The following is a 17,008-nucleotide window of genomic DNA, read 5'->3' as shown; positions in this document are numbered from 1 at the left end:
CACAAGGCCCTATCATCCACCCCCATGAATTACAGCGCCTCCCCGCAAGGCTGCGTCCACATCGTGGACGACGACGCCGCCGTGCGCGAAGCGCTGGGCTGGCTGCTGCGCACGCGCCGCCTGCTCAGCAGCGCCTACCCGAGCGCCGAGGCGTTCTGGGACTGCGCCCAAAGCTGGGCCGAGCCCACCGAGGCGGCCTGCCTGCTGCTGGATTTGCGCCTGCCCGGCCAGAGCGGGCTGGCCTTGTACGAGCGCCTGCCCGCCCTCGTGGGCTGCGCGGCCATGCCGGTGATTTTTCTGAGCGGCCACGCCGACGTCGCCACCGCCGTCGAGGCGGTCAAGCGCGGGGCCTTCGATTTTTGCGAAAAACCGTTTTCCGACAACGCCCTGGTGGACCGCGTCGAGCAGGCGCTGCGGCACTCGGGGCAGTTGCTGGCGCAGCGCCGCGAGGCGCAACGGCGCCAGTCGCTGGTCGGCAGCCTGACCGAACGCGAGCGCGCCGTCATGCGCCTGATCGCCGCTGGCCTGCCCAACAAGTTGGTGGCCGAGCAGTTGCACATCAGCGTGCGCACGGTCGAGGTGCACCGCGCCCACGTGTTCGACAAACTGGGGGTGCGCTCTGCCGTCGATCTGGTGCATCTGCTGCGCGATCTCTGAGGCGCCCCCTTCATCGCCCGCCACCACCCCAATCTCTTCGAGCCATCCGTGTCGCCCCCACCCCTGCTTTTGAACGCCCTGCGGCCCGCCCCGGTTTGGCCCACCCCCTCTTCGCCCACTCTCGCTTGGGCCAGCCGGCCGCAGCGCGCGCACCTGCTTCTGGCCAGCCTGCTGGCCGGCCTGCTGCTGGCCGGCTGCGCCACCCCGCCCCCCGTTGCGGATGCCCCCGCCGCTGCGCCTGCTCCCCTAGAGGCGCCGCCTGCGCCCCGGGTTGCGGTGCCCGAGCCGCCCCCCACACCCGGCGCCCGCCCGGCCAGCGGCTTTGACGAAATCTGGCCCGAGCCCGTGCTCGGCCCCGAGGCCGCCGTCTGGCAATGGGCCGAGTCGCAGCCGCTGCCGGCGCCGCTCGTGCGCGCCAACAGCCGGTGGCAGCCGGTGCGCTGGAGCGAACTGCCCGGCTGGGGCCGCGACGCCCTGCCCCAAGCCTGGAACGCCTGGCTGCGCAGCTGCGAGCGCCCGGCCCCCACCCTGGGCGCCCTGTGCCAGGAGGTGCGCCGCCTGAGCATCGCCAGCGCCAGCGCGCAGCACGAGTGGATGATGCGCCACCTGCAGCCCTTTCGCGTGCAGTCGCTCGAGGGCAACCCGCGCGGCCTGCTCACCGGCTACTACGAGCCGCTGCTGCACGCCAACCGGGTGCGCCAAGGCCCCTACCAGACCCCCTTGCACGCCGTGCCCCCCGGCCTGAGCCGGGATCGGCCCTGGTTCAGCCGCCAGCAGATGGCCACCGACCCGCAGGCGCTGGCGCAGCTGCAGGGGCGCGAAATCGTCTGGCTGGCCGATCCGCTCGATGCGCTGCTGCTGCAAATCCAGGGTTCGGGCCGGGTGCTGGTGCGCGAACCCGACGGCCGCCAGCAACTGGTGCGGCTGGCCTTTGCCGGCCACAACGGGCACCCCTACCGCAGCGTCGGGCGCTGGCTGCTGGACCGCGGCGCCATCCGCGCCGGCACCTGGGAGGCCATCCGCGCCTGGGCCGCCGCCCACCCCGAGCAGATCAACGAGATGCTGTGGAGCAACCCGCGCACGGTGTTTTTTCGCGAAGAAAGCCTGAACGAACTCGAGGCCCAGTTTGGCCCGCGCGGCGCCCAGGGCGTGGCGCTCACGCCGGGGCGCTCGATCGCCGTCGATCCGCGCAGCATCCCCTACGGCACCCCGGTCTGGCTGCACTCCAGCGGCCCCTTCATCGAGCTGCGCCGCCTCGTGCTGGCGCAAGACACCGGGGCCGCCATCGTCGGCGCGGCGCGGGCCGATTTCTTCACCGGCTGGGGCGAGCAGGCGTTCTTTCAGGCCGCCGGCATCAAACAGCCGGTGCACCTGTGGGCGCTGTGGCCGCGCAGCGCCCCATGAGCACCCGCGCCTGCCCGCAGCGCGTGGGCATCCTCACCGGCGGCGGCGACTGCCCGGGCCTCAACGCCGTCATCCGCGCCGTCACCCAGTCGCTGCTGCGCCAGTGCGGCGCCGAGGTGATCGGCATCGAAGACGGCTTTGCCGGCCTGCTGTGCGAGCCCGCGCGCACCCGCCGCCTCGACTGGGACGCGGTGAGCGGCATCTTGCTGCTCGGCGGCACCATTTTGGGCTCCAGCAACCGCGCCAACCCGCTGGCCAGCGCGCAAGCCACGGCGCTGGCGCTGGCCAATGTGCGCCGCCTCGGGCTCGATGCGCTGGTGGTGATCGGCGGCGACGGCAGCATGACGATCGCGCACGGGCTGGCGCAGCAGGGGCTGGCCATCGTCGGGGTGCCCAAAACCATCGACAACGACCTCTACGGCTGCGAGCGCAGCTTTGGTTTTGACACCGCCGTGGCCACCGTGACCGAGGCGCTGGAGCGCATCCAGACCACCGCGCACAGCCACCACCGGGTCATGATCGTCGAGACCATGGGCCGCTGGGCCGGCTGGATCGCGCTCGAATCCGGCTTGGCCGGGGCCGCCGACGCGATCTTGCTGCCCGAGCTCGATTACGACCTGCCCACTCTGGCGCGCCACTGCCAAGCGCGGCTGCAGCGCGAGCGCTACAGCGTGATCTGCATCGGCGAAGGGGCCAAGGCGCAGGGCGGCGCGCCCACGCTGCAAACCAGCCCGGCGCTGCCCGCAGACGGCCACCCCGTGCCGCGCTTGGGCGGGGTGGCGCACCAGTTGAGCGCGCAGCTGCAGCCGCTGCTGGATGCCGAGGTGCGCGCCACCGTGCTCGGCCACGTGCAGCGCGGCGGCAGCCCCACGCCTTTCGACCGCGTGCTCGCCACCCTGTACGGCAACCAAGCGGCGCAGCTGCTGCTGCAGGGCCAGTTTGGCTGCATGGTCACGCTCAGCGGCGGGCAACTGGGCCACATCGCACTGGCCGAGGTAGCCCAGCAGCAGCGCACCGTGCCAGCCGGGCACCCGCTGCTGCAAGCGGCGCAGCAGATCGGGGTCTGCTTGGGGCAGGCGGATCGAGACCGCGCCCACAGACCGCCCTTGGACCACCCCTAGACCCCCCATGAACACGATAATTTGTCGCCAAACTTACAAATTATTTCAAGCCGATGAAAAATCAGGCGGGGCAGGCGGATAATCGAATTTTTAAAAATTTTCGGAGACGTCCATGTTCAAACTGAAACTGCTGGCCCTGTCTGTTGCCTTGGCGCTGGGCGTGGCGAGTGCCGCGCACAGCAAAACCTTCCGCTGGTCCAGCGCCAGCGACATCCCCACCTGGGACATCCACGCACAAAACAACGCCTTGGGCAATGGCGTGCACGCCTCGGTCTATGAGTCGCTGGTCTATTACAACAGCCGCACCTTCCGCATCGAGCCCAAGCTGGCCACCGCCTGGACCCAAGTCAGCCCGAACCAGCTGCGCCTGACGCTGCGCCAAGGCGTGCAGTTCCACGACGGCACGCCCTTCACCGCCGAGGACGCCGTCTTTTCGCTGCAGCGCGCCATGGCGCCGACCTCCAACTTTTCCATCTTCACCCAAGGCATCGAGCGCGTGGTGCGTGTCGATGCGCGCACCATCGACATCTTCACCCGCGGCCCCAATCCGGTGCTGCTCAACCAGCTCACCGAGCTGCGCATCATGAGCCGCGCCTGGGCCGAGCGCAACCGCTCGCTCGAGCCGATGAACATCCGCACCCGCGAAGAAAACTTCGCGCACCGCAACGCCATGGGCACCGGGCCGTTTCGGCTGCGCTCCTGGCAGCCCGATCAGCGCATGGTGCTCGAGCGCAACCCCAACCACTGGGGCGGCGTCACGTCCAACGTGACCGAGATCATCTACACCCCGATCAGCTCCGACGCCACGCGCATGGCGGCCCTGCTCTCGGGCGAGGTGGACTTTGTGCTCGATCCGACGCCGCAAGACCTGCCGCGGGTGCGCGCCAACGCCGCCCTGCGCGTGCTCGACGGGGTCGAGAACCGCACCATCTTTTTGGGCATGGACCAGCACCGGCCCGAACTGGTGGGCAGCGACGTGCGCGGCCGCAACCCGCTGCAAGACCTGCGCGTGCGCCGCGCGCTCTACCAGGCCATCGACATCAACGCCATCCACCGCGTCACCATGCGCGGCTTAAGCCAAAACACCGGCGCGCTGGTGGCGCCGATGGTGGCCGGCTGGACCGAGGGCGTGCACCAGCGCCTGCCTTTCGATCAGGCCGCCGCGCAGCGCCTGCTGGCCGAGGCCGGCTTCCCCAACGGCTTTGAGGTCGATTTCGCCTGCCCCAACAACCGCTACATCAACGACGAGCAGATCTGCCAGGCCATCACCGCCATGTGGGCACGGGTCGGCATTCGGGCCCGGCTGCGCACCCTGCCCCTCACCACCTACTTCCCCATGATCCAGCGCCATGAAGCCAGCATCTACATGCTGGGCTGGGGCGTGCCGACCTTCGACGCGCTCTACAGCCTGCAGTCGCTGGTGCGCACCGTCGGCCCGGGCGGCGACGGCAACTTCAACGCCGGCCGCTTCAGCAACCCACAGCTCGATGCCATCATCGACCGCATCAAGACCGAGACCGACCCGCACATCCGCCCGCGCCTGCTCACGCAGGCGCTGCAGATGCACAACGACCACATCGCCCACATCCCGCTGCACAACCAGATCATCCCGTGGGCCATGCGCGCCAACGTGCAGATCGTGCACCGGCCCGACAACCGCATCGACTGGCGCATTCTCAACGTCAACTAAGCGGCGCGCGCTGCACCCAGACGCGTGCTAGGTGCGCTCTAGGTGCGCATTAAGTGCGCTGCTGCGGCCCCCTGCGGGCTGCAGCAGCGGCGCTTTGTTCATGGCGCACCCAGCGCGCTTTGCCCTGCTGCCGAAAGTCAGGACCCCCTATGCTCGCTTTTATTTTGCGCCGCTTGCTGCAGGCGGTATTGGTCATGGTCACCGTGGCCTTCATCGCCTTCATGCTGTTTCAGTTCGTCGGCGACCCGGTGAGCCAGATTCTGGGCCAGGACGCCACCGCCGAACAAGTGGCCGAGGTGCGCGCCGCACTCGGGCTCGACCGGCCGGTGTGGGTGCAGTTCGGGCACTTCCTGTACAACGCGGTGCAGGGCGAGTTTGGCATGAGCCTGCGCCAAGGCACCCCGGTGGCCACCTTGATCGCCGAGCGCTTCCCGGCCACGCTCGAGCTGGCGCTGGTGGCCGCCGCGCTGGCCTTGCTGGTGGGCATTCCGCTGGGCGTTTACACCGCCTTGCGCCGCGGCAGCGCCTTGTCGCAGGTGTTCATGACGCTGTCGCTGCTGGGGGTTTCGCTGCCCACCTTCCTGATCGGCATCGTGCTGATCTTGATCTTTTCGGTGCAACTGGGCTGGTTTCCCAGCTTTGGCCGCGGCGAAGTGGTGCACCTCGGCGGCTGGACCACCGGGCTGCTGACGCTGCAGGGCTGGCACCACCTCGTGCTGCCGGCGATCACGCTGGCGATCTTTCAGCTCACCCTGATCATGCGCCTGGTGCGCGCCGAAATGCTCGAGGTGCTGCGCACCGACTACATCAAGTTTGCCCGCGCCCGGGGCTTGAGCGACCGCGCGGTGCACTTTGGCCACGCGCTCAAAAACACGCTGGTGCCGGTCATGACCATCACCGGCTTGCAGCTCGGCGGCCTGATCGCCTTTGCCATCATCACCGAAACCGTGTTTCAGTGGCCCGGCATGGGGCTGCTGTTCATTCAGGCCGTGACCTTTGCCGACATCCCGGTCATGGCGGCCTATCTGTGCCTGATTGCGCTGATTTTTGTCGTCATCAACCTGATCGTCGATCTGCTGTACTTCGTCGTCGATCCGCGCCTGCGCGTCGATCACGCCAGCGGACACTGACCCCGGCTTGCACCCTCCCCCTATGAAAACCACCCTCTTCAAGTGGCTCGACAGCGACGTCGGGCACAGTTTTCGCAGCTCGCCGGCGGCGCTGTTTGCGGCTGCGATTGCCCTCGTCTGCGGCCTGGCGGCGCTGTTTGCGCCCTGGGTGGCGCCGCACAACCCCTTTGATCTGGCCACGCTCGATCTGAACAACGCCCGCCTGCCGCCGGCCTGGTACCCCGAGGGGCAGTGGACCTTTCTGCTGGGCACCGACGACCAAGGTCGCGACATCCTGTCGGCGCTGATCTACGGCGCCCGCATCTCGCTCTTTGTCGGCCTGGTCTCGGTGCTGCTGTCGGTGCTGCTGGGGGTGACGCTGGGCCTGCTGGCGGGCTACCTGGGCGGCTGGGTCGATGCCTTGCTGATGCGCCTGTGCGATGTGATGCTCTCGTTCCCGGCGATTTTGATCGCGCTGCTGATCGCCGGCATCGGCCACACCCTGTTCCCCAACGCGCACGAGGCGCTGGCTTTTGGCGTGTTGATCGCCGCCATCACGCTCACCGGCTGGGTGCAGTATGCGCGCACGGTGCGCGGCTCCACCCTGGTCGAGCGGCAAAAGGAATACGTGCAAGCGGCGCGGGTGATCGGCGTTTCGTCGCTGGCCATCATGCGCCGCCACGTGCTGCCCAACGTGCTCGGGCCGGTGCTGGTGCTGGCCACGATTCAGGTGGCCACCGCCATCATCACCGAGGCCACGCTGTCGTTTCTGGGCGTGGGCGCGCCGCCGACATCGCCCTCGCTGGGCACCCTGATCCGCATCGGCAACGACTACCTGTTCTCGGGCGAGTGGTGGATCACCATCTTCCCCGGCCTGGTGCTGGTGCTGATTGCCTTGAGCGTGAACTTGCTGGGCGACTGGTTGCGCGACGCGCTCAACCCGCGCCTGCGCTGAACCGAGGTCTGCCATGAGCCTGTTGCAAGTCCAAAATCTGGTGGTCGAGTTCCCCAGCCGCCACGGCACCCTGCGCGCCCTCGATCAGCTCTCGTTCGAGATCGCGCCCGGCGAAATCTTGGGTGTGGTGGGCGAATCGGGGGCCGGCAAATCGCTCACCGGCGCGGCCATCATCGGCCTGCTCGAGCCCCCCGGGCGCATCGCCAGCGGCCAGATCTGGCTCGAGGGCGAGCGCATCGACAACCTACCGCCGGCGCAAATGCGGCGCGTGCGCGGGCGCCGCATCGGGGCCATTTTTCAAGACCCCCTGACCTCGCTCAACCCGCTGTACTCGATCGGGCGCCAGCTGATCGAAACCATCACCACCCACTTGCCGCTGACGCACGCGCAGGCGCGCCAACGGGCCATCGAGCTGCTGCAAGAAACCGGCATCCCGGCGGCGCAAGAGCGCATCGACCACTACCCGCACCAGTTTTCGGGCGGCATGCGCCAGCGCGTGGTCATCGCCTTGGCGCTGGCGGCCGAGCCCAAGCTCATCGTCGCCGACGAACCCACCACCGCGCTCGACGTCTCGATCCAGGCGCAGATCATCAACCTGCTCAAGTCGGTGTGCAAAAAACACGGCGCCGCCGTGATGCTGATCACGCACGACATGGGCGTGATCGCCGAAACCTGCGACCGCGTGGCCGTGATGTACGCCGGGCGCATCGCCGAAATCGGGCCGGTGCGCGACGTCATCCACGCCGCCGCCCACCCCTACACCCAGGGCCTGATGAGCTGCATCCCCGACATCGAGGTCGAGCGCCAGCACCTGCACCAGATCGACGGCGCCATGCCGCGCCTCAACGCCATCCCTTCGGGCTGCGCCTTCAACCCGCGCTGCCCCCAGGTGTTGGCACGCTGCCACCACGAGCGCCCCGAACTCATGCCCGCCGTCACCACCGAGGCCGCCTGCTGGCTCACCGCCAACGCCGGCGCCACCCCTTCGTTTGAGGCCCAGCCATGAGCGACCGCCCCACCGCCACGGCCGCATTCGGCCGCCCAGAAGCTGCCCCGGGGCTGGCTGGCGGCGCCACCGCTGCAGCCACCCTGGCCGCGCCGGCCGCGCCGCTGGTGCGCGCCGTCGATCTGGCGCGCACCTTTGATGTGTCGGCGCCGTGGCTCAACCGCGTGATCGAACGCAAGCCGCGCCTGTTGCTGCACGCCGTCGATGGCGTGAGCTTCGAGATCGCACGCGGCCAAACGCTGGCGCTGGTGGGCGAATCGGGCTGTGGCAAAAGCACCGTGGCGCGCTTGCTGGTGGGCTTGTACCAGCCCAGCCGCGGCCGCTTCGAGTTTGCCGGCCAGGACGCGCACGCCGCCTACCGCAGCCGCTCTGGGCGCGCCATCCGGCGCCACATCCAGATGATTTTCCAAGACCCCTACGCCAGCCTGAACCCGCGCTGGCGCGTGGCCGACATCGTGGCCGAGCCGCTGCGCGAACACGGCCTGATCAGCGAGCGGGCGGCGCTCGAGGCCCGGGTGGGCGAGCTGCTGCAGTCGGTGGGCCTGAGCCCGCTGGATCGGGTCAAGTTTCCGCACCAGTTTTCGGGCGGACAGCGCCAGCGCATCTCGATTGCGCGCGCGCTGGCCACGCAGCCCGAGTTTCTGGTCTGCGACGAACCGACATCGGCGCTTGATGTGAGCGTGCAGGCGCAGGTGCTCAACATCATGAAAGACCTGCAGCGCCAGCAGGGCCTGACTTACCTGTTCATCAGCCACAACCTGGCGGTGGTGCGCCATGTGAGCGACCACGTGGGCGTGATGTACCTGGGCCGGCTGGTGGAGCTGGCGCCCAAGGCGCTGTTGTTTGCCCAGCCGCGCCACCCCTACACGCGCATGCTGCTCGAGGCCATCCCCAAGCTGCACCACACCGGGCACGCGCGCACGCCGGTGCAAGGCGAGGTGCCCAACCCGCTCAACCCGCCCACGGGCTGCGCCTTTCACCCGCGCTGCCCGGCGGCGAACCGGCGCTGCAGCAGCGAGCGCCCGGTGCTGCAAAGCCTGGATGGGGTGCGGGTGGCCTGCCACGCGGTGGAGGAAGGGCGGCTCTGAAGGGCCGGCTAGGCCGGGCTGGGCTAGGTTGAGGCTGCAGCCTCGAGCGCGTCGGCCGCCAGGCACAAATCGGCCCAGGCGCGCGCCTTGTCGGCTGGGCTGCGCAACAAGTAGGCCGGGTGGTAGGTGACGACCAGCGGCAGCGTCTGCGCACCGATGCGCGCTTGGTAGATGCGGCCGCGCAGCTTGCCCAGCGGCAGGGTGTGGAGCTCGTCGGGGCTCAGGCAGCCGCCCTCGGCCAGCAGAGTCTGGGCGGCAAAGCGCCCGAGTGCGAGCACGATTTTGGGCTGCAGCAGCTCGATCTGGCGCCGCAGATAGGGCGCGCAATGGGCGATTTCGTCGGCGGCCGGGTTGCGGTTCTGCGGGGGCCGGCATTTGATCACGTTGGTGATGTGCACCCGCTGCGTGCGCTGCAGCTGCAGCGCCGCCAACATGCGGTCGAGCAACTGCCCGGCGCGGCCGACAAAGGGCAGGCCCTGGCGGTCTTCTTCTTCGCCCGGCGCCTCGCCCACCAGCAGCCAGTCCGGTCGCCGGTCGCCCATGCCGGGCACGGCGCACTGGCGCTGCGCGCCCAAGGGGCAGCGCTGGCAGCTGCGGATCTGCTGCTCGAGCGCGTCCCAGTCTGGGGCGGGGGCGGGGGGTGTGGTCGCGGGTGCTGCGGCGGGGGCAGGCGCGGGTGCGGGGGCTCGCGCCGAAGGGGCGACGGCAGGGTGCGCAACGGGCACAGCGGCGGGCTCGGCGCGGTGCGCGGGCCGTGCTGGCGCGGTTTGCGGTGCAGGTGCGGGCGCGGCCTCGGTTTGGGCGCCAAACAGCCACCACGGCCGCACGCCCATTTCGGCCAGCATGGCGCTGTGGCGCGGGCTTAAGCGCGGGCGGGCCGGCTCCCGCGCGGCCGCTGCAAGCGCGGCTGCCGCCTCGGCGCTGGCAGGGGCTGCGGCCGGCGCTGGGTCGGTCACCGGATCGGGTGCTCCTGCGGACGCTTCGTAGTGCGCGCTCATGCAGCGGGCTCCAGTTGTGCCGACGTCAGGCGCAGCGGCTGCAGGCAGAGGCGCAGCTCCAGCGCGTCTTCGCGCGCGCCGCCTGCGGCCGGGTAGTAGCCCCGGCGCGTGGCCACGGACTCAAATCCAGCGCGCCGGTAGAGCGCCAGCGCGGGCTGGTTACTGGCACGCACCTCCAGCCACAGCGTCTGTGCGCCCTGGGCTTGAGCCGCAGCCACCAGCCGCTGCAGCAGCAGCCCGCCCCAACCTTGGCGCGCGCGGGCCACGGCCAAGTTGTACAAATGCACCTCGTCGAGCAGCGTCTGCGCCACGAAATAGCCCAGCAGGAGGCGGCCATCGGGCACGCGCAACGCCGGCTGCAGCGCCTCCACGGGCTGCGCCTCCACCGCCGGGGTGCCGCCGTCGCACAGCAACAGCTGCGCCTGGTGCCCGGCGTGCAGCGAGTCGTAAAACAGCTGCTCGCTCCACGGGTGCGCGTGGGCGCGGCGCTCGAGCGCGCACACCGCCTCGAGGTGCTCGGCCTGCATCTGTGCCCATTGCAGGCCCGGCGGCAAGACACCGTTCATGGCTGCCGCTGCCCCGAGAGCTTGAGCGGCAAGCGCTCAGGCTCTGAGTGAACCGTTTGGGCCATTTGCCCTGCTTGGGCAGCTTGGGCAGCTTGCTCTGCTAGGGCCTCGGTCGCGCGCTGCGCCTGCAGGGCGGCACGCTCGGCGGTGGTGAGCGCCACTTGGTCGCGCACATACAGCGGCTGCGCCTCGGCGGCGGGCACCGCCAGCCCTGCCGCCCAATGCCAACCCGCCAGCCGCAGCAGCGCGGCGGCGCTCGGCCATGCCGGCACCTGCGGCACCGCCCGCCACGCCAGCGGCAAGCGCTCGGCGTAGGTGGCCAGCGCGTTGCTCAGCAACCAGGTGGGTTCTGCCTCGGCGCCTTGCAGCCACTCCAGCGGCAGCGCCTCGGGCGCGCACAGGCGCGGGGCGCCCTGCATGCGCCAGCCAGCCAAAGCGCTGGGTGCGCCGGGCCCACCAAGTGCGTCAAATGTGTCGCAAGTGCTGGGCGCACCGGGCGTGCCGGCAAAGTCAGGCACGCTCAGCTGCGTGGCCGGCTGCCAACGCAACTCGGCCACGTAGAGCTCGCCCATGCGCGCATCCAGCGCCGCCACTAGGCGGGTCGGCCGGGGTTGATCGCCCCCCAACCCCAGCGCGCAGCCGGCGTGCCAACCCTCGTCGGCCAGCGCCAGCAAGGTGCCGATCGGCAACACCGGCACTCCCCCGGGGCGCGCCGCCAGCGCCAGCCCCTGCACCACCGCACAGGCCGTGCGCAGGCCCGTGAAGGCCCCTGGCCCTTGGCCAAAGGCGATGGCATCGAGCTCATCCAGCCGCCAACCGACCTCGTCCAGCAAACCCAGCAGACACGGAATCAGCAGCGCCGACGCTTGAGCGCCGCCCTCGCCTTGGTATTGCGCCAGCGGCTGGGCCCCAGCCGCACCCAGCGCCACGCTCAGGCGCTCGGTGCTGGTCTCGATCGCCAGCACGCGCTGCGCCGCGTAAAGCGGGCGCGGGGGCAAAGCGGGGCTGGTCGGGTTCATGGCTCTGGATTATCCTGCCAGATCCGCAACCAGGCGCTGCTAAACTGCCAGCGCGCCCATGCAGCCGGAATCTCGATGCAGGCCCAGCCGGCTCCGGTTGCTTTGGCGCCCTCAAGGCATCAATCAAGGCCTCATCCACGAGATCGTCCCCCATGTTCCTAGCGCACCCCGTTGGCACCCTGCGCCGCCCACCGGCCCCGCGCACCTCGAGCGCCCGGCACACGCTGAGCGCCTTGGCTGCCCATGCCTCCCTCGCCGGTCTGCTGCTGTGCAGCAGCATGGCGTGGGCGGCCTCGGGCCAAACCGCTGCCACGGCCCCGCCCGCAGCAGCCCGCCACACCACCCCCCTGCCGCCCGCCGTCACCAGCGCGCTGCGCGCCGCCGCGCTGCCGCCCGAGGCGCTGGCGCTGTGGATCGCCCCGGCGCAGCCCGATGCCGCGCCGTGGCTGGCGCACCAGCACACCGCGCCTTTCAACCCCGCCTCCACGCTCAAGCTGGTGACCAGTTTTGCAGCCCTCGACCTGCTCGGCCCCGGCCACCTCTGGCGCACCGAGGTCTATAGCAGCGGCGACTTGCGCGAGCGCGTGCTGCACGGCAACCTGTACCTGCGCGGCGGTGGCGACCCGGCGCTGGTGACCGAAAAACTCTGGCTGCTGCTGCGCCGGGTGCAGGCGCTGGGCATCGAGCGCATCGCGGGCGACATCGTGCTCGACCGCAGCGCCTTTGCCGAGCCCGAGATCGACCCCGCCACCTTCAACGACGAACCGCTGCGCGCCTACAACGCCGGCCCAGACGCGCTGCTGGTCAACTTTCGCGCCCAGGTGTTCGCCTTCACACCCGATGTGGTGGCAGGCGTGGCGCGCATCCGCGCCGAACCGCCGCTGGCCGGGGTGCAGGTGCCGGCCACGGTGCCGCTCAGCGCCAGCAGCCCAGCCATCGCCAGCACCGCCAGCCCCCCCCCGGCAGCCAACGCCGCCCCAGCCCAGTGCGGAGACTGGCGCGCCGCCCTGCGCGCCGATTTTTCCCACCCCTTGCAGCCGCGCTTTCACGGCAGCTACCCCGCTGCCTGCGGCGTGCGCCACTGGCCGCTGGCACACCCCGAGCCGCGCCGCATGGCCGAGCGCGCCGTGCACGCCATGTGGCTGGCCAACGGCGGCACGCTCGGGGGCCAGGTGCGCGAAGGCAGCGTGCCCGCGGGCGCCACCGAGCGCCTGGTGTTCGAATCGCCCACGCTGGCCGAGGTGGTGCGCGACGCCAACAAGTTCAGCAACAACGTCATGGCCCAGCACCTGCTGCTCGCGCTCAACCAAGCCGATGGCCCCGCCACCTTTGCGCGCTCACGCCAGCGCCTGCAGCAGTGGTGGTTGCAGCGCTTCGGCCCCGACCTGCCCCTGCCCGAAGTGGGCAACGGCTCGGGCCTGAGCCGCGACGGCCGCGCCAGCGCACTCGCCCTGGGCCGGCTGCTGCAGCAGGCCTATGCCTCACACGCCATGCCCGACCTCGTGGCCTCGCTGCCCGCCAGCGGCCTCGACGGCACACTGCGGCGCAGCCGCATGGGTGCGGGCTTGGCGCACCTGAAAACCGGCAGCCTGCGCGACGTGCAAGCCCTGGCCGGCTACGTGCACCGCGCCGACGGCCAGCGGCTGGTGTTGGTGGCCCTCGTCAACCACCCCAACGCCCACGCCGCCCGCCCGGCGCTCGATGCGCTGGTGCAGTGGGCGGCCAGCGCTGAGCGCCCGGCAAGCCGCTGAAGCCCAGCGCCAAAACCCTCAAACCTGCGGCCCGTCCACCGGCCCAATGGCCACGGCGACTTCACCCACCCCCTCAACCCAGCCGCGCAGCTGGTCACCGGGTTGCACTGGCCCCACACCCTCGGGGGTGCCGGTGTAGATCAGGTCGCCGGGCTGCAGGTGGTAAAAGCGCGACAGGTCAGCGATCAGCTCTGGGATGCTCCAGATCAGCTGCTCGGTGCTGGCCTGCTGCCGCGTCTGGCCGTTCACTTGCAGGCCGATGGCCGATGGCGCCAGCACCTGCCCCGGCAGCGGCAGCAGCTCCGAGCACACGGCGCCGTGCTCCACGTCTTTGCCCAAGTCCCAAGGGCGGCCCAGCTCGCGCGCCGCCTGCTGCAAGTCGCGCCGCGTCATGTCCAGCCCCACGCCGTAGCCGTAGATCAGCGCCGGTGCCTGCTCTGGGGTCACTTCAAAGCCGCCTTGGTGCAGCGCCACCACCAGCTCGACTTCGTAGTGGAAGTTGCGCGTGCCGGGCGGGTAGGGCAGCGTGGCGCCGCTGGGCACCAGCGTGCTGAGCGATTTGGTGAAATAAAACGGCGTTTCGCGGCTTTTGTCCACCGTAAAGCCCATTTCGGCGGCGTGCGCGGCGTAGTTTCGGCCCACGAAAAACAGCCGCTTCACGGGGAAACGCTGCGCCAAGCCGCGTACAGCCAGCGCGGCGACGGGTGGTGGGTCAAAGAGGTAGGTGCTCATGCTGGACAAGGATTGATGGGTGGAGCAAAAAGGGGGCCCAACTCAGATGCTAGCGCATGAGGGCCGACCACGAAGCCCAAACACGCAACCTAGCTGCGCCCCCAAACACGCACCCGCCCAACCAAAGCACGGCACTGATGCGAAAATCCCCCCATGGACGATCACGCTCAAGCCTACACCCCCGAACTCGTGCCCACCTTGGGCCGCCAGGCCCGCGCCGCGGCGGCGCAGATGGCCAGTGCCAGCGCGGCCACCAAGGCGGCGGCGCTGCGCGCTTTGGCTGCTTTGCTGCGCCAGCACGGCGCGCCGCTGCAAGCCGCCAACGCGCTCGACCTCGAGCGCGCGCGCGCTGCCGGGTTGGCCGAGCCGCTGCTGGACCGCTTGCGCCTGAGCGCAGCGGCGCTCGAAACCTGCGCCCAAGGCTGCGAGCAGCTGGCCGCCTTGCCCGACCTCATCGGCGAGATCAGCGGTTTGCGCCAGCAGCCCAGCGGCATCCGCGTGGGCCAGATGCGCGTGCCCATCGGCGTGTTTGGCATGATTTACGAGAGCCGGCCCAACGTCACCATCGAGGCTGCGTCGCTGGCCATCAAGAGCGGCAACGCCTGCATTTTGCGCGGCGGCTCCGAGGCCATCGCCAGCAACCGCGCGCTGGCGGCGCTGGTGCAGCAGGCGCTGGGCGCCGCCGGCCTGCCGCCCGAAGCGGTGCAGCTGGTGCCCTGCACCGACCGCGCCGCCGTGGGCCAGCTGATCGCGCTGCCGCAGTACGTGGACGTGATCATTCCGCGCGGCGGCAAGGGGCTGATCGAGCGCATCAGCGCCGAAGCCAAGGTGCCGGTGATCAAGCACCTAGATGGCAACTGCCACACCTACGTCGATGACCCTTGCGACCTCGAGCTGGCGCTGCGCGTGACCGACAACGCCAAAACCCAAAAATACAGCCCCTGCAACGCCACCGAAAGCCTGCTGGTGGCGCGCGCCGTGGCGGGCGCGTTTTTGCCGCGCATGGGCGCGGTGTTTGCCGCCAAAGGCGTGCAGATGCGCTGCTGCCCCGAGAGCTTGGCCATCTTGCAGCCGGCGCTGGGCCTAGCCACCACCGCCCCATCAGCCGCCGCAAGCCACGACCACGCTGCCCCCGCGTCAAGCGCAAATGGCAACGCGCCCACTCCGCTGCTCGTTCCCGCCACCGAGGCCGACTGGGGCACCGAATACCTCGCAGCCATCATCAGCATCAAGCTGGTGGCGGGGCTGGACGAAGCCATCGCCCACATCAACCGCTATGGCAGCCAGCACACCGACGCCATCCTCACCACCAGTCACGTGCACGCGCAGCGCTTTTTGCGCGAGGTTGACTCCAGCAGCGTGATGGTCAACACCAGCACCCGCTTTGCCGACGGCTTCGAGTACGGACTCGGGGCCGAAATCGGCATCAGCACCGACAAGTTCCACGCCCGCGGCCCGGTCGGGGTCGAGGGCCTGACCTCGCTCAAGTACGTGGTGCTGGGCCAGGGCGAAGTGCGGGGCTAAGCGCGCATGCCACGCTCCAGCCGCAGCGCACCCCGTGCGCCCGCCCCCGACCCGCGCTTTGTCGAGCAGCCCAGCCTGTTTGGCGATGACACCCAGCCCAAGCAGCCGCCCCAGCAGCCGCCCCTAGGCGCCGCAGCGGCCAACGCCACCACCCAGCCCAAAACCTCCCAGCCCAACACCGCCACCTCCCTGCTCGTGCAAGCCCCAGGCCAGCGCCAACGCTCGGCCGCCGGGCAGGCCTTTGAGCGCGAGCGCGCGCGCATCGAGCGCCTGCGGCAGCAGCTGCAAACGCTCGAAGCCGACGGCCAAGCGCACCGCACCCGCTGCGCCCAGCTGCTGGGCCCCTTGCGGCAGCAGCAAAAGCAGCTGCGCCGCGCCATGGTGCTGGCGCTCGACCCGTGGCTCGAGGGCAAACCCAAGGGCCTGAGCGCCAACCAGTTGGACACGCTGCGCCAGATCGTCTGCGCCCAGTCCGAGAGCCTGGCGCTCGAGGGCGAGGCCGACATGGCGGCTCTGCACGACCGGCGCAGCCCCCAGACCCTGGCCGAGCGCCAGCTCGAGCAAGCCAAAGCCATCCACCAAGACTTGCAGCAGGGCCTGGGCGACGCGCTCGAAACCGAGCTGCCCGAGTTCGACCCCGACAACCCCAGCGCCGCGCTGCACGCCGCCCTCGAGCACTTGCAGCAGCAATTCAAGCAGCAGCGAGACGAGCAAGAACAGCTGGCGCAGCAAAAGGCCGCCAAGCGCGCCGCCAAACAAGCGCGCCGCAAACCCAGCGCCGCCGCCGAAATGGCCGCCGCCCACCTGGCCGACGCCGACGCCACCCTGCGCCTGCTCTACCGCCAGCTGGCCAGCGCGCTGCACCCCGACCGCGCCGCCGACGCCGCCGATCAGGCGCACAAACACACGCTCATGAGCGCCGTCAACGCCGCCTACGCCAACCGCGACCTGGTGGCGCTGCTCGAGCTGCAGTGGCGCGCCGAACTGGTGGACCCCGACCACCTCGAGCGCGTGGGCGACGAGCGTCTGCGCAGCCTCACCTTGCTGCTCAAACAGCAGGCCGCCGCGCTCGAGCGCGACCGCCAAGCCTGCCAATGGCGCTTGGCCGAAGAGTTCGACTTGCTGCCCCATGAGGTGTGCAACCTCGCCAGCCTGCGGCGCGCGCTGCAAGACGAGCTCGACGATTTGCAAGCCGAGCTCGAACTCATGCAGCACGATCTGGAGCAGGTGCAGGCGCTGGCCACCCTCAAGCCTTGGCTCACCGAGCAGCGCCGCCTGTTGCGCGCCGCCGAGCGCGAGCAGCAGCAGCGCCGCGCCTTTGCCGACCTCGACGACTTTGACCCCTGGGGCTGACGGCCCCCCTTTTACTAGAGGCTGAGCGCCCCCAC

General features: G+C 70.1%; 15 protein-coding genes. 11 read left to right on the top strand and 4 right to left on the bottom strand.

All coding sequences use genetic code 11. From position 1 onward, the window contains the following. Nucleotides 1-24 precede the first annotated feature (24 nt). The 8 genes from ACVMK0_RS11200 (at nt 25) to ACVMK0_RS11165 (ending at nt 9,030) form a co-directional block, all read left to right on the top strand. Nucleotides 25-657 (top strand): response regulator transcription factor, encoded by a 633-nt coding sequence (locus tag ACVMK0_RS11200; protein ID WP_045537096.1) that lies wholly within the window; start codon nt 25-27, stop codon nt 655-657. Between the two features lie 48 nt (nt 658-705). Next, nucleotides 706-2,061 carry a murein transglycosylase A gene (gene mltA / locus ACVMK0_RS11195; protein WP_231851210.1) on the top strand — a complete coding sequence of 452 codons (1,356 nt, stop codon included), beginning with the start codon at nt 706-708 and terminating at the stop codon, nt 2,059-2,061. Continuing rightward, nucleotides 2,058-3,182 (top strand): 6-phosphofructokinase, encoded by a 1,125-nt coding sequence (locus ACVMK0_RS11190; RefSeq protein WP_476463832.1) that lies wholly within the window; start codon nt 2,058-2,060, stop codon nt 3,180-3,182. Before mltA ends, ACVMK0_RS11190 begins: the two co-directional genes overlap by 4 nt. 112 nt (nt 3,183-3,294) lie before the next feature. Continuing rightward, complete coding sequence (locus ACVMK0_RS11185; protein ID WP_476463831.1) at nt 3,295-4,872, top strand: ABC transporter substrate-binding protein; 1,578 nt, start codon at nt 3,295-3,297, stop codon at nt 4,870-4,872. Between the two features lie 149 nt (nt 4,873-5,021). Further along, on the top strand, nt 5,022-6,002 hold the full coding sequence (locus tag ACVMK0_RS11180; RefSeq protein ID WP_250960343.1) for an ABC transporter permease: 981 nt from the start codon (nt 5,022-5,024) through the stop codon (nt 6,000-6,002). 22 nt (nt 6,003-6,024) lie between these two features. Continuing rightward, nucleotides 6,025-6,936, top strand: a complete 912-nt coding sequence (locus ACVMK0_RS11175; RefSeq protein ID WP_045537090.1) for an ABC transporter permease — start codon at nt 6,025-6,027, stop codon at nt 6,934-6,936. Nucleotides 6,937-6,949: 13 nt separating this feature from the next. Further along, on the top strand, nt 6,950-7,942 hold the full coding sequence (locus ACVMK0_RS11170; protein WP_045537088.1) for an ABC transporter ATP-binding protein: 993 nt from the start codon (nt 6,950-6,952) through the stop codon (nt 7,940-7,942). Then, the gene (locus ACVMK0_RS11165) at nt 7,939-9,030 is read left to right on the top strand and encodes an ABC transporter ATP-binding protein (protein WP_082027377.1); all 1,092 of its coding nucleotides are present in this window, start codon (nt 7,939-7,941) and stop codon (nt 9,028-9,030) included. The genes ACVMK0_RS11170 and ACVMK0_RS11165 overlap by 4 nt, the downstream gene beginning before the upstream one ends. Before the next feature lie 23 nt (nt 9,031-9,053). Here ACVMK0_RS11165 and ACVMK0_RS11160 read toward each other — a convergent pair whose 3' ends face one another. The 3 genes from ACVMK0_RS11160 to tsaB are packed head-to-tail and all read right to left on the bottom strand — an operon-like array spanning nt 9,054 to nt 11,613. Further along, nucleotides 9,054-10,028 (bottom strand): uracil-DNA glycosylase, encoded by a 975-nt coding sequence (locus ACVMK0_RS11160; RefSeq protein ID WP_197539305.1) that lies wholly within the window; start codon nt 10,026-10,028, stop codon nt 9,054-9,056. Continuing rightward, entirely contained in the window at nt 10,025-10,594 is a 570-nt protein-coding gene (locus ACVMK0_RS11155) for a GNAT family N-acetyltransferase (protein WP_476463830.1), read from the bottom strand. Before ACVMK0_RS11155 ends, ACVMK0_RS11160 begins: the two co-directional genes overlap by 4 nt. After that, the gene (gene tsaB, locus ACVMK0_RS11150; RefSeq protein ID WP_052468519.1) at nt 10,591-11,613 is read right to left on the bottom strand and encodes a tRNA (adenosine(37)-N6)-threonylcarbamoyltransferase complex dimerization subunit type 1 TsaB; all 1,023 of its coding nucleotides are present in this window, start codon (nt 11,611-11,613) and stop codon (nt 10,591-10,593) included. Before tsaB ends, ACVMK0_RS11155 begins: the two co-directional genes overlap by 4 nt. Before the next feature lie 152 nt (nt 11,614-11,765). Here tsaB and dacB point away from each other — a divergent pair, with 152 nt between their 5' ends. Beyond that, nucleotides 11,766-13,364: a D-alanyl-D-alanine carboxypeptidase/D-alanyl-D-alanine endopeptidase gene (dacB, locus tag ACVMK0_RS11145; protein WP_476463829.1), complete on the top strand. Its 1,599-nt coding sequence runs from the start codon at nt 11,766-11,768 to the stop codon at nt 13,362-13,364. Nucleotides 13,365-13,382: 18 nt separating this feature from the next. On the opposite strand, the gene ACVMK0_RS11140 is transcribed toward dacB, so the two are convergent. After that, nucleotides 13,383-14,096 (bottom strand): fumarylacetoacetate hydrolase family protein, encoded by a 714-nt coding sequence (locus tag ACVMK0_RS11140; protein ID WP_045537084.1) that lies wholly within the window; start codon nt 14,094-14,096, stop codon nt 13,383-13,385. A gap of 153 nt (nt 14,097-14,249) precedes the next feature. On the opposite strand from ACVMK0_RS11140, the gene ACVMK0_RS11135 reads away from it, so the two are divergent. Together ACVMK0_RS11135 and ACVMK0_RS11130 are read left to right on the top strand one after the other, a co-directional pair. Continuing rightward, entirely contained in the window at nt 14,250-15,620 is a 1,371-nt protein-coding gene (locus ACVMK0_RS11135; protein WP_045537083.1) for a glutamate-5-semialdehyde dehydrogenase, read from the top strand. 6 nt (nt 15,621-15,626) lie between these two features. Then, nucleotides 15,627-16,973, top strand: coding sequence for a coiled-coil domain-containing protein (locus tag ACVMK0_RS11130; RefSeq protein WP_476463828.1), 1,347 nt, complete (start codon nt 15,627-15,629; stop codon nt 16,971-16,973). The last annotated feature ends 35 nt before the right edge of the window (nt 16,974-17,008 follow it).

The sequence above is a fragment of the Serpentinimonas sp. SSL01 genome (genome assembly GCF_056323735.1).
This window is presented reverse-complemented; position numbering and strand designations above follow the sequence as displayed.